The 13,097-nt window shown below is 39.0% G+C and carries 12 protein-coding genes; 1 reads left to right on the top strand and 11 read right to left on the bottom strand.

Annotated features, from left to right (window positions below):
* Positions 1-9: 9 nt before the first annotated feature.
* Genes H7O61_RS04580 through H7O61_RS04550 form a run of 7 tightly spaced genes read right to left on the bottom strand, consistent with a single transcriptional unit; the run spans position 10 to position 7,943 of the window.
* Positions 10-483, bottom strand: a complete 474-nt coding sequence (locus H7O61_RS04580; protein ID WP_001928996.1) for a DUF4149 domain-containing protein — start codon at positions 481-483, stop codon at positions 10-12.
* A 12-nt stretch (positions 484-495) separates the two neighbouring features.
* A complete protein-coding gene (gene bioV, locus H7O61_RS04575; RefSeq protein WP_025448986.1) occupies positions 496-1,014 on the bottom strand; it encodes a pimelyl-ACP methyl ester esterase BioV in 519 nt (172 codons plus the stop codon).
* 2 nt (positions 1,015-1,016) lie between these two features.
* Positions 1,017-2,669 (bottom strand): AAA family ATPase, encoded by a 1,653-nt coding sequence (locus tag H7O61_RS04570; protein WP_187875279.1) that lies wholly within the window; start codon positions 2,667-2,669, stop codon positions 1,017-1,019.
* Positions 2,656-3,912: a tRNA (N(6)-L-threonylcarbamoyladenosine(37)-C(2))-methylthiotransferase MtaB gene (gene mtaB / locus H7O61_RS04565; protein ID WP_187875278.1), complete on the bottom strand. Its 1,257-nt coding sequence runs from the start codon at positions 3,910-3,912 to the stop codon at positions 2,656-2,658. The genes H7O61_RS04570 and mtaB overlap by 14 nt, the downstream gene beginning before the upstream one ends.
* Positions 3,909-5,480: a mechanosensitive ion channel family protein gene (locus H7O61_RS04560; RefSeq protein ID WP_187875277.1), complete on the bottom strand. Its 1,572-nt coding sequence runs from the start codon at positions 5,478-5,480 to the stop codon at positions 3,909-3,911. Before H7O61_RS04560 ends, mtaB begins: the two co-directional genes overlap by 4 nt.
* On the bottom strand, positions 5,471-6,502 hold the full coding sequence (gene aroB / locus H7O61_RS04555) for a 3-dehydroquinate synthase (RefSeq protein ID WP_001156341.1): 1,032 nt from the start codon (positions 6,500-6,502) through the stop codon (positions 5,471-5,473). The genes H7O61_RS04560 and aroB overlap by 10 nt, the downstream gene beginning before the upstream one ends.
* A 4-nt stretch (positions 6,503-6,506) precedes the next feature.
* The gene (locus H7O61_RS04550) at positions 6,507-7,943 is read right to left on the bottom strand and encodes a COG3400 family protein (RefSeq protein WP_025448985.1); all 1,437 of its coding nucleotides are present in this window, start codon (positions 7,941-7,943) and stop codon (positions 6,507-6,509) included.
* A gap of 56 nt (positions 7,944-7,999) precedes the next feature.
* Between H7O61_RS04550 and tgt the strand changes: the two genes are divergently transcribed.
* Positions 8,000-9,115 carry a tRNA guanosine(34) transglycosylase Tgt gene (tgt, locus tag H7O61_RS04545; RefSeq protein WP_187875276.1) on the top strand — a complete coding sequence of 372 codons (1,116 nt, stop codon included), beginning with the start codon at positions 8,000-8,002 and terminating at the stop codon, positions 9,113-9,115.
* Positions 9,116-9,369: 254 nt separating this feature from the next.
* Here tgt and H7O61_RS04540 read toward each other — a convergent pair whose 3' ends face one another.
* The 4 genes from H7O61_RS04540 to H7O61_RS04525 are packed head-to-tail and all read right to left on the bottom strand — an operon-like array spanning position 9,370 to position 13,078.
* Complete coding sequence (locus H7O61_RS04540) at positions 9,370-10,356, bottom strand: lipid A biosynthesis lauroyl acyltransferase (protein ID WP_187875275.1); 987 nt, start codon at positions 10,354-10,356, stop codon at positions 9,370-9,372.
* Complete coding sequence (gene waaC, locus H7O61_RS04535; RefSeq protein ID WP_001939311.1) at positions 10,353-11,363, bottom strand: lipopolysaccharide heptosyltransferase I; 1,011 nt, start codon at positions 11,361-11,363, stop codon at positions 10,353-10,355. Before waaC ends, H7O61_RS04540 begins: the two co-directional genes overlap by 4 nt.
* Positions 11,360-12,814: a Ppx/GppA family phosphatase gene (locus H7O61_RS04530; protein WP_187875274.1), complete on the bottom strand. Its 1,455-nt coding sequence runs from the start codon at positions 12,812-12,814 to the stop codon at positions 11,360-11,362. Before H7O61_RS04530 ends, waaC begins: the two co-directional genes overlap by 4 nt.
* Before the next feature lie 9 nt (positions 12,815-12,823).
* Complete coding sequence (locus H7O61_RS04525) at positions 12,824-13,078, bottom strand: YfhL family 4Fe-4S dicluster ferredoxin (RefSeq protein WP_000055474.1); 255 nt, start codon at positions 13,076-13,078, stop codon at positions 12,824-12,826.
* Positions 13,079-13,097: the final 19 nt, after the last annotated feature.

The raw sequence follows: 13,097 nt of genomic DNA, 5'->3' as shown, positions 1-13,097 counted from the left end.
TCAAAGGGACTAAAGCGCATTTTTCCCAAACAAACGCAAGAAAAACAAAGCGCACACCAGCACAAGCAATTCCTTAAACAGCCATTCGCTTTGAGCGTGCGAGCGGGCAAATTCAGCGCTTTGAAGTGCAGCTTCGCCCACTTTTTGCGCGTTTAAAATATAAGGCGTGTAATAAAAAACAAAGAGCAAACACAACGCCCCTATCGCCACGCCAAGGATCAAATACACTAACGATCTTTTATCATAAACAAATGAAATGATTTCATAAAGTAACACCACAAAACCGATCGCGCCTAAAAAGAAATTGAAACGAACAATGATTTGCGACATGAGTTTCCCGCTCTCAAACAAAGTCAAATTAAATTCAGGCAAAATGCTTGGGGCTTTGAAAACAATGGGTGCGACCATCATCCCTAAAGTGATCAAAGAGCCGCCCAAAATGCCTAAAAGAAGCAAATACACCCCTAAACCAAATTTTTTCATCTTCCACCTTTTTTAAGATTTTTGCAACAAATGGTTATAGTCTTTAAACTGCCACACTTGAACTAAGGGCATAAAAAATTCCAAGAGGGCTTGAACGTCAGTGATTCTATCTTTTAAACCGATAAACACTTCAATCTTCACGCCCTTTTCCAATAAAAATCTAATTATAGAATCACTATACTTGTAATCCAATAAAAGTTCCAATTCTTCTAAAGAACCCATTTTTTTAAAACGCTCCAATTGGGCGTCCAATCCCACTTCCTTATAAAAGTTATCCATGTAGCTTTGCGGATCTCTTTGAAAAGAAGAAAGTTGCAATCGTTTGAACGCCAAACTCTTATGCGCTAGCATGCAAGGCGAAAACAATAACAAGGAATGGATGCGCCGTTGTTGCAAGACTTCATTATAGGCGTATTCTATCGCCTTAATCGCCCCCATAGAAAAACCTGACACATCATAAGCCCCTTTTAAAAGCCACTCTTCAAACAAAACGCTTTCATTGATGAACCCAAAACCACTAAAAAAACGCATTTTCACCCGTTCAACAAATCATAGAAGTTTGCATGCTCTAAACATTCTTGCTCTAATAATAAAACGCTCAACCGCTTACAAGCCGCAATTTGCGGCTTTAAAAACTCCAGTTGCTCTTCATAAAGAACGCTTAAAGACTCTTTTGTAGGGGTTAAAAGAAGCTCGCTAGCCATAAATTCATTCAAAAATTTCGCTTTTTGCAAGTCTTGTTTAGACAAACTATAACGCTCCTTATAAAGCAACTCTAAAATAATCGTCCCGCTCAAATACACTTTAATGTAATTTTTTATCTCGCTCTCGCTATGGATTTTATTTTCATTAAAAGCGATAAATTCCCCCAATAAAGGCGCTTTATCAAATTCAATTTCTAGCCAATACGCGCTCAAAGCTTTCGCGCTTTGATAGAGAGCGACTAATTCCTTTTGGTTTTCATCTAAGGTTTGGGGCTTTTTCTTGCCGTAAGCGATCTTGTCTTTCACTTCTAAAATATCGCCATGAGTGATTTCTTTTCGTTGGTGCTTGAGAGCGTTTAAAGCGCTTTCATTGATCAAAGTCGCCAACATCGCCCCGCTAAAACCCACGCAAATTTTAGCGATCTTAAGGTAATCTAGCGCGTGTTTTTTGTTTTCTAACAGCTTTTCTAAAATGCTCTGCCTTTCTAGTAAATCCGGTAAAGAAATGAAAATGCGCCGATCAAATCGTTTGCTCCTTAATAGCGCCTCATCCATCACTTCCATTTGGTTAGTCGCTCCTATCACCACCACCTCATCGTTTTGCAAAAACCCGTCCATTTCGGTTAAAAGCTGATTGAGCGTGGCCTCTCTTTCATCGCTCCTATGCCCTCCCCTAGCCTTACCCAAAGCGTCAATTTCATCAATAAAAATAATAGAGGGGGCATGCCTTTTAGCGTGCATGAAAAGTTCATGCACTTTTTTAGCCCCAGCCCCCACATAAATTTGAGAAAACGCGCTCCCGCTTTCATAAAAAAACGGCACTCTAGCTTCACTCGCTAAAGCTTTAGCGATCATGGTTTTGCCCACTCCAGGAGGCCCCACTAATAAAACGCCTTTAGGGAGGAAAATCCCTAAATCCTGGTATTTTTTAGGGTTTTTTAAATAATCTATCACTTCTAGTAATTCTTCTTTGACTTCATCCACCCCTGCAATGTCTTCAAAACGCACCCCTAGCGCGTCGTATCGCTGGAATGCATTTTCTAATTCGTTTTTAGTCGCGCTCTCTAAACTCATTTTAGTGTCCAATCGTTTGGGTAAGCGCCAAAAGATCCCAAAAAGCATGCTAGAAATGAAAAAAAGCAACGCTAAAAAGATTTTAGAAACCTTGTTTAAACTTTCTCGTTTTTCTATGGGCATGCTCTCTGGGATTTTATAAACCCTTAAAAAGGCTTCTTTGTTGGTTTTATAAAGACCCTTGTTAGCATAAAAATAATTTTCATCTTCAGTTAGAGTTTGTTTAGGGTGAGACTGGATCACATAAAGAAAATCCTTACTGGATATGAGCCTAGAAACATCGCTTAAGATTAAAAAAAGCAACAAGCAAAAAGTAAGCATCAAAAACCCTAACGCCAAAACAAGCGAGCGGTTTTTGATGCGTTTAAAGGGAGCGGTGAGATTTTCTAAAAATTTAGAAAACGGCATGGTTTTCCCTCTCCTTAATTTCATACTCTTTGATTTCTAAAAAACTAGCCCTTAAAGGCTTATCGCTTTTGATTTTAATGGGGTTGAAAAATTGATCTAAGGCTTTAAATTCGCCATCTTTTTGCGCTTCCACTAAGGCTTTTAGGGGCGTGTTGAGTTTGAGTTGCAATTGCCTGAACGCCTTATTTTTATGAAAAATCAAATCTTTAATCGCATTCAAACGCTTTTTAGAAACTTCCAAACTCACGCTATCATGCATCAAACTAGATGGGGTGTCTTTTCGCTTGCTGTAAATAAAAGGGTGGATGTGCGTTAAAGGCAAGCTTTCTAAATTTTTAAACGCTTTTTCAAAAACGCTTTCGCTCTCGCCCGGATGCCCCACAATAAAATCCGTGCCGATAGCAAAATTCTTAGAAGCGATTGTTTCTAATAATTCCCTATCGCTTTTAGTGCGGTTTCTTCTATTCATTCTCTCTAACATGAAATCATGGCTGTGCTGTAAAGCGATATGCAAATGTTTTTCTAAAAAATCCTCTTCTAAAAGCTCTAAAAATTCATCGTTGATTTGATTAGGCTCTAAACTCCCAATCCTAATGCGTTTCAATCCGGTAATCTGGCTTAATTTTTTAATCAATCGCGCGATATTGCTTTCTTTATCTTTCCCATAGCTCCCCACGTTAGTGCCGGTTAAGACCACTTCTTGAACCCCTTTAGAGCATAAAAGGCTCACTTGCTCTAAAATCTTCCTTTCTTCAAAACTCCTAGCCCTCCCCCTCACGCTTGGGATAATGCAATAATTGCAATCAAAATCACAGCCTTCTTGGACCTTGATAAACGCCCTGGTTTTTCCCACAAACTCGCTCACCATCGTGGTGTCTAAGTGCTTGTTTTCTAAATTGTCATCTATGAAAAAACGCTTTTTTTCTTGTAGAAGCGCGTTAATCTTTTCTTTATTGTCATGCCCAAAAACGCCCTTTAAAAGCCCTTTTTCAAAAAGCTCTTTGCCTTGGGTTTTCACCCCGCAACCGGTAAATAGCACCTCTTTATTCAATCGCGCCATTTTTTTAGCGTAACTCCTTACCGCGCTATCGGCCCCATTGGTTACGGTGCAAGAATTGATCACAATAATATCGGCTTCTTGTTCTTCTAAAGTCGCGCTAAAATCCTTTAAATTTTCGCCCATCACTTGCGTGTCAAAAAGATTCGTCCTGCACCCAAAAGTTTTGAAATAAACTTTTTTCATTTTTGTTCCCTTTTATTCCCAAAACCATCGCCTAGAGCATCAGCATCCACTTTAAGCAACTTGCTGGTCGTATAAGCGATATGGATATTTTCTTCTTTCAAAAAAGCTTCAACAATTTCAGCCACAATCTTGCTCCTTAAAGACATGGTGGCATACGAATTGGTTTGATACCACACCGAGATTTTTATCCCGTTACTTTCAGGCATCAAAAAGCACCGAGGCTTGACGCTCAAACTCCTTAAAGAATACCGGTCGCGCATTTTATTAAGCTGTTTATAGGTAATATCCGTGTATTCTTTAGACAATTCTGTAGCGATATTGAGCACAATTTTAGACGCTTTTTTAAAATCAGAATCAAATGTAACGCAAAAATCCACCCCATCCCAAACCGTTTTCATCCCAAAATGGCTGTAATTAGCAAACATGGTGGTGAAAATATAATTATTAGGCACAAAAATAATCCGGCCCGCTCTCCTGTTGTTCGTATAAGTGGTAAAGGTTACATCTTCTAAAATCGTAATGTGCAACATAGAAATATCCAACACATCGCCAATAAAAATATCCGTCCCCTTAGCGATACGCACCCTATCGCCCACATGCACGCTCCCCCCAATCAAAATAATAAACCACCCAAGCAAGCTCATGAACAAATCTTTCATCGCAATCGCTAAACCCGCACTCGCAAAGCCTAAAACCGTGACCAAGTAAGTAACATTTTCTAAATACGAAAAAAGAAAGATTAAAATGATCACGCTCACATTCACGAAGTTAATGGCTTTATTCACGGTATAGACGCGCTCATTATTTTCAATGTATTTACTGGAAATGATTTTTAAAATCCAAGCAAACACCACGCTCAAAAGGGCCGCTAAAAACACATAAACCAGTTTAAAAAGCTGGTTTTTAACTTGAGATTTGACAATGCTTATGGCTTCATCGCTGTCTTTTTGGAAAATCCCGATCGTGGTTTTTAAAATGTTTTGAGCCCCTTGCAATTCTAAGCGTTTGGCTTGAGTTTGATAAATCTCATCGCTTAGTTTCGCGCTTTTATCCAAAGCGTGCCACTGATTTAAAAGCTGGTGTTTTTGATCTAAAAGCTTTAAAACTTCTCCTAAAGAAGTCTGGTTATTTTTAAGATTTTCATGCTTTAAACGCATGCTCTTGATGAAAGAAATGCCATCAATGATCGCAATAGGGTTAGCGATATTAGGGATATTGGGGATATTGGGGCGCTCTATCAAGTCCTTAAAAGGATTGACCCCATAGCTTTCAAACATTTTTTGCTGGGACTCTAAAGCCTTTAAGGTATGCTCCAAGGTGCTAATCTTTAATAAATCCTTGCTTTTTTTGTTTTTTAAGCGCCTTAATTCCTGCCTCACGCTCTCTTTTTCGGTATAAATTTGGTTGTAAATCTTGTAGTTTTCAAATTTTTTCAACCACACGTTATCGTCTTTGGCGAGTTTTTTATCCACCAAAGCCATTTGTTTTTGTATAGAGGATAATTCTTGGCTCTTATCTTCTGCTTGCAAAAACAAAAAACAAAAGAATAACAATACCCTTAATGCCATTTTTCTAACACCTTTAAAATCGTTTCTTTAGGGATATGAGAGGCAATCTCAAACGCTCCAACGCCTTTAGGCAGAATGAATTTGATTGTCTTATTCTCGCTTTTTTTATCCAAAAACAAGCGTTCGTAAAATTTTTGAATATCTGTGATTTGGTAATTGAATATCAAATCAAATTTTTTCAATAAATTTTCTATGCGTTCGTATTCTTTTAAAGTGAGCATGCCTAAAGAAAGGGATAAATCATTAGCCATGCGCATGCCAATAGCGATCGCTTCGCCATGCAAAAATCGCTCATAATTAGTCTCGTTTTCTATCGCATGCCCAAAGGTATGCCCATAGTTCAACCCAGCTCTGATATTTTGCTCTTTTTCATCTTGAACAACGACTTGAGCTTTGATACTGACGCTTTGGAAAACCACTTCTTCTAAACAATCTTTTAAATCCTTCATTTCCAATATTTCTACCAAGTTTTTATCAAAACACACCGCCATTTTAATGATTTCAGCCACCCCTGCTTGAAATTCCCTTTTTTCAAGGGTTTTTAAAAAAGACAGATCAATATAAACCGCTCTAGGCTGGTGGAACGATCCGATTAAATTCTTACCATAAGGCGTATTGATCCCTGTTTTCCCCCCCACGCTCGCATCCACTTGAGCGAGTAAAGTCGTAGGGATATTAATAAAATCAATCCCCCTAAAATAAATACTGCTCGCAAACCCCACCATATCGCTTATCACTCCCCCACCAAGGGCTATCATTAAAGAATGGCGGTTTAATTGCATTTCAAAGGCGTTGTTTAAAATGCGCTCTAATGAATGGAAATTTTTGTATTTTTCTCCGGACTCTATCACGCACACTCTGACTTCTAAGGCTTTCAAGCGTTCTAATAAATAGGGCAAATGCAACCCGGCCACGATGCTATCGCTAATGATGAGGGCTTTTTGTTTCAATTTTATTTCAGGCAGTTCCCCCAAAAACACTTTATAGCTTTTTTCTTTTAAAGGGATTACAATTTCTTGCATTCTTTCACTCCGCTACAGGGATAAAAATTTGAGGGTGATCATCGTTTAAAAACGCTAATTTTTCCACTTTAGTGGATAAAAACCACAAATAGCGCGTTTGCGTGATGCATTCTTCAAAAGGCATGAAATGCAAAATGGGATTTCTTAAAGAATTGAGATACATGATAGGGTTTTTAATATCGGTTTGAAAAATCTCAATCTTGCGGTTAAAGGTGTTGGCTAAATTTTCATAATGATTGACAATCTCGTTTTTATAGCGCTTGTTAGGGTCAAAATCATAGAGCAACAAGCCCAAATCCATTTGCATAGACACATCAAAAATCACTGAAGACATGTCTTCATTAATGCTTAAACTTTCATTCAAAACCACCACGCTTTGAGTGGTTTTAGACAAGCCAGAAGTGTTGGTTTTATAAACCGGGGTGGCTGTTTTGTGCAAGGCTCTTCGGTGTTTTTTGAAGAAAAAAAGCTCTCTGCCTACCACAATCAAACCCATTTTTTTTTGGTGGTCTTCATGGAGTTTTTGGATAAAACTTTTCCCATAAAAATCAAAATTCACTTCAATGCTTTCGGTTTCTAGCGATAAGAATTTATGGTAAAACTTAGGGCTAGTGGGGTGTAAAACCTGGATATAGAGCTTGTAGCTCTTTAAATGTTTGTGCAAAAACAAGGCTTGATACACATCGCGCATCATCGCTTTTCGGCTCTGTAAGCGCATATCAATGTATAAATAAATGCTCTTACCAAAGGGGGCTGGAAACTGCCCCACATTGCTTTTGACTTGATGGTACACCGCGTTTAAAATTTCCGGATTGCCTGCCACTAAGAGAATGTCTCGTGGCTGGATGACTAAAGATTTAGTGGAGAGCAACAAAGCATCGTTGCGATAAAGCCCTACAATCCTGTATTCTTTTTGCCTGATAGAGCCAATATGCCTGTAAGCAAAAATGCTCCCAAAAGGCACATCAATCTCCATGATCTCGCCCTTGCCTAACCCAAACTCTCTAGGGGTGCTAGGGATATTAGGCAAACGAGAAATGAATTTATTGGCTAAAACTTCAAATTCATCAATCAGAATAAGCTTTTCATCTTTATTTTCTTCATTGTTTTCTAAAGTTTTTTCGCTATCTTTTTTCACGCTCAAAACCACGCGCATGCGTTTGAAATGGGTTTGAATGATTTTATGGATGATGCGTTGCTCTTTAAAATCTTGTATGATTAAAAACGCATCGCTCACCTCATCGTTTAACACCTGCAAAAGCCTAAAACTGGAAGTCGCATCAAAACAATGAAAAGCGAAAGTGCTCGGGTAATTTTTAGGGATAAGGCTCTCATCTTTGACAACCACTATATAAAAATTATGATTAGAATAATGCCTTAGCACCAAGTCTAAAAAATTTTTTGCTACAATGCCATCTAAAATAAGGGCGATTTTCTTCAATTCCAAACTTCCTAAAAAATGATTACGCCATTATATCCAAGATTAAGGCTTAAACGATGGATTTTCAACTCCAAGCTATTGACAAACACGCGCGAGCTGGCGTTTTGAATTTAGCTCATTCTCAAGTAGAGACACCTGTTTTTATGCCCGTAGGCACGCAAGGCTGCATCAAATCTTTAGACGCTACGGATGTGCAAGAAATTTTAGGCGCTAAGCTCATTTTAGCCAACACCTATCACATGTATTTAAGACCGGGTGAGAAAGTGGTTGAACAATTAGGGGGCTTGCATCATTTCGCTCAATTTTATGGGAGTTTTTTAACCGATAGCGGGGGGTTTCAGGCCTTTAGTTTGAGCGATAATGTCAAATTGCAAGAAGACGGGATTATTTTTAAATCCCATATTGATGGGAGCAAGCATTTATTCACGCCCGCTAAAGTTTTGGACATTCAATATTCTTTAAATAGCGATATTATGATGGTTTTAGACGATTTAGTAGGCTTGCCCGCTCCACTAAAGCGCCTTGAAGAATCCATTAAAAGAAGCGCTAAATGGGCGAATCTTAGCCTAGAATACCATAAAGAAAATAACCGCCCCAACAACAACCTTTTTGCCATTATTCAGGGCGGCACGCATTTGAAAATGCGAAGCCTTAGCGTGGAATTAACGCATGGGGGTTTTGATGGTTATGCTATAGGCGGTTTAGCGGTGGGGGAAAGTGTAGATGAAATGCTAGAAACGATCGCACACACCGCCCCCTTGCTCCCTAAAGACAAGCCTCGCTACCTAATGGGCGTAGGCACGCCTGAAAATATCCTAGACGCTATCAGTTTAGGGGTGGACATGTTTGATTGCGTGATGCCCACCAGAAACGCCAGAAATGCCACCCTTTTCACGCATTCTGGCAAGATTTCTATCAAAAACGCGCCCTATAAATTGGATGATACCCCTATTGAAGAAAATTGCGCTTGTTATGCTTGCAAACGCTATTCTAAAGCCTATTTGCACCATCTCTTTAGGGCTAAAGAACTCACTTACGCTCGTTTGGCTAGCTTGCACAATTTGCATTTTTATTTAGAGCTGGTTAAAAACGCTAGAAACGCTATTTTAGAAAAGCGGTTTTTGAATTTCAAAAAAGAATTTTTAGAAAAATACCACTCTTGTTCGCATTGAGTGGTAATAACTAAAACTTTTTAACTTTTTTAAAAAATGGGATTTTTAACTTTATTTTTATAATAAAACTCATTTTCTTAAGGGGATAGGGGGGTATTTTGAAATAACTCTCCCCCTTAACCCCCAACTAAATCCCCCTAACCCAAGAATACCGCCTTAAGAAATTATCGCTTGATTAAAATCAAGCTCTTTATTATTTATTTTTAAAAAATGCCTTTTAGCATTTTTTAATTTTTATCATTCCACTCAAAACCCTATCTTTGATAAATCTCAGGGTGGGTGCTTTTAAAACGCCTGTGGAACCAAAAATAACTTTCCGGGTGGTTTCTAATCACCTCTTCGCACAAACTCGCTTGGGCTTGCGTGCATTCTAAAATATCATTCTCAGCGTTATCAGTGATTTGAGAGCGAATACTTTCATAATAAGTCGCTGTGTAATGCGAATAATCATCGTTAAAATCAATGAATACCGGCTGAATGTCTATATTGTAACGGCGCGACAAAATAGAAGCGATCGTGGTGTGCGTAGCGTCTTTATTAAAGAATTTCACCACCACCCCGTCTTTAGGCACGACATTTTGATCCACTAAAATCCCCACAAGGCCATTGCCTTGATTATACATTTTAATGAGTTCTTTCATCGCCCCTATTTTATTGACAAAGCGTACCCCAAACGCTTCTCGCCTGCTCATGATCATGTGATTGATAGGGGCAAATTTAGTCAAACGCCCCAAACACCCCCTACCATAATTCTCATAATATTGCGCTAAAGTCGTGCCTACCGCTTCCCAATAGCCAAAATGCATGCATAAAGTGATCGCTTGGCCTTCCTTGTTTAAAGACTTCCACACGTTTTCTTCATTGATGAGCGTGAAACGAGCGTCGTATTCATCTTTAGGGATAAAGATCACTCTAATGGTTTCTAAAATGATGAAAGCAAAATTTTCATAACCCTTTTTAATGATCCTTTTTTTCTCTTCTTCACTTTTAGAATCCCCAAACACAAAATCCAAATTGGCCTTAGCGTCAAAATAACGGCGCCTATCAAAGGTTTTCATGAGCCACGCTAAAGCTTTAATGCACCTTAAAAACCAAAAATGAGGCATTTTAGCCAACATAAACCCTAGAATATTCACTAAAGATTCCACGATAAAAACGCTCAAAATGCGCAGTTCTGTTTTAAAACCCTTGTCGTCTTTATTTAATATTTTTTCGTGTATGAGTCGTTCTTTGTAAGTCATTCTTTTTCCTTTAAAATATTTAAAACGCATTCTTTGATTTTTTTAGGCTCTATGTTTTGGATAGAAAAATCCTTTTTATGATAGTTGGCGTTTGAATTACCGGTGAGCGAAACATTGATCGGGCTTTCTAATTTAAAACGCTCCATGGGCGTGTTGCCATAAAGGGTGATGCTAGGTTTTTGCAACGCCCATGCTAAATGCGTGATACCCGTATCGCCCCCAATAATCACATCCATTTTAAAGAGCAACGCCTTAACCTCGTTTAAGGTGAGTTTAGGGAGCAATAACACATCGCGCTGGTGTTTTAAAGCGTGATAAAGCGTGGTGGCTTTCTCTTCATTAGCATGCCATAACAAGCAAATTTGAAAATTTTCTAACATTAACGCCAATTCTTTAAAGCGCTCTATGGGGTAAGTTTTATTGATTTTAGAAGTTTCTAAAACAAAAAGGATTTTTGGCTTATTCTCATTCAAATTTAACGCATTGATTTTTGGAGAAGGCTGGTAAGAAAACGCTTTAGCCCTAGAGCTTAAACCCTGTGAAATTTCTTCTTTTGGCAAGTTTAGGGCTTGAGAAAGGAGCGTGGAATTGCGCTTTAAAATAGGCTCATCATAAGCGATAGAAACTTTTTGCGAGTAAAAAAACGCGCTCAAACCCTCCCTAGCCGAAGCGTAATCAAAGCCGACTTTTTTAGGGGCTTTTAACATTTGAGTGATGAGAGCGGATTTGATCAAGCCTTGCATGTCAATGATTATATCGTATTCATAAGCCCTTAAAGATTTAAAGAGTTTGAAAATCTTCAAAGGGTTAAAGGTTGTAAGCGTGCTTTTTAAAGCGATAGGGTGTAATTTATCAATATAGGGGGAATGCTCTAAAATCGCGCCAAATCTTTCATCCACGAACCATTCTATTTGAGCGTCAGTGAAACGCTCTTTAATGGCCGCTAAAAACACCGTGCTCACGATAATATCCCCGAGCGCTGAAAGCCTGACAATCGCTATTTTCAAGCAAACTCTATCGTCAAAGGAATGGGCTTAATGAGTTTGGGGAGCATTTCTTTAGCCAAGTAAAGCGCATCATTAGAATGGATCACAAGCTTGTTTTTTTCTAGCGTGTATTTTAAATGGTGGCTGTCTGTCAGGCACAAATTTTCGGCTAAAGAAAGGATAAAACTCAGCCATTGTAAGGTTAAAAGGCTTGGCATCATCGCGCTCATGTGGGCGATAGCGTTGTCTTTAGGGATTTTTTTATGGCTGAATTGCGCCAATAAGCAAATGATCGCTCTATCCTGGTGGCTAAAGCCATAACTCAAAGCGTTTAAAATAAAATACGCGCTGTGCTTGTGGGCTAAATAGACGCTTAAAATCTTACCCATGCTCGCTAATTCCCCCGCAATCTTTAAATGGAAAAGGTATTTTTCATCTATTTTATGCAAAGGCGATAAGGCTTCAAACAATTTCACGCATTCTTTTTTGACCTTTTGGCTGTGCTTTTCATGGGGCAAAAAGCGATCTTTTAAAGAGATTAGAGAGGGGTTGATATTGGGGGGGAATTTATGGTAATGGTGGCGCAATAAATCGCTTAAAAACACGCCTTCTCTCACCCCTACCCCACTAGTGATCATCAAAGAAGTTTTTAAATGCTCCAAAACGACTGATAGAATCAACGCTCCGCTCCTAATGCTATCCAAACGCTCTTCATTCACCCCCAAAAGCCGTAATTGATCTTCTTTGAGCGTGACGATCTTTTCAATGAACGCTAAATTTTTATGTGCATCTATTTCATAACCATGCAAAGAATCTATAGGGTAATCAAAGCGTTTCATCAATACCTTACTCAACGCTCTGATCGTCCCCCCCACCCCAAAGGCGTTTTTATGCTTAAAGGGTAATTTAGAGACCTCTTTTTGGATAAAGGCTTTAGCCAATTTGACGTCTAAGTCTTTGTCCAAAAACATTTCTTTAATGCGAATCGTCCCAACATCAAGCGAGATGAGATTCTTAATCTTGCCTTTTTCAATCAACGCGCACTCGGTGCTACCCCCTCCAATGTCTATCGTGATCCCTGAATTTTTATGCAACAAATTCGCGCACGCGATCCCGCCATAGAGCGCTTCTTTTTGCCCGTCAATCACTTTGATTTGCAAACCGCAAGCCTTTTTCACCCTCGCTACAAACTCTAACCGATTAGGGGCATCGCGCACCGCTGAGGTCGCTACGCACAGGATTTTTTTGCTTTTGTATTTGAGAGCGATTTCTTTAAATTCGCTCAAGGCTTTAACGGCTCGTTGCATGGGGATTTCTTGTAAGATTCCATTAAACGCATAACAACCCTCTGAAATCCTAACCCTAGACTTGGTCTCAAAAAGCAAGTAAAACCCAAACTGGCTCGTCTTTTTAAAGACAGCCAAACGCACTGAATTAGAGCCTATATCAATCACGGTTGTGATTTTAGCCATTGCTAGCCTTTAATCTTGCTCTTTTAAGCTTTCGTATTTGTATTTCAACTCCTCTTTGCTCTCTGCGTTGTTAGGATCCGGTAAAATCGCATCTACAGGGCATACGCTCACGCAACGAGGCTCATCATCATCATACCCGTAACACTCCGTGCATCGATCTGGATCAATACTATAAATGGGATCGCCCTCTTCAATCGCCTCACTAGGGCATTCTTCTCTGCAAGCATCGCATGCAATGCATTCATCATTCACTAATAATGACATGACCAACTCCTTTTAAAAA

The organism is Helicobacter pylori, assembly GCF_014496965.1.
GTDB lineage: Bacteria > Campylobacterota > Campylobacteria > Campylobacterales > Helicobacteraceae > Helicobacter > Helicobacter pylori_CZ.
This window is presented reverse-complemented; position numbering and strand designations above follow the sequence as displayed.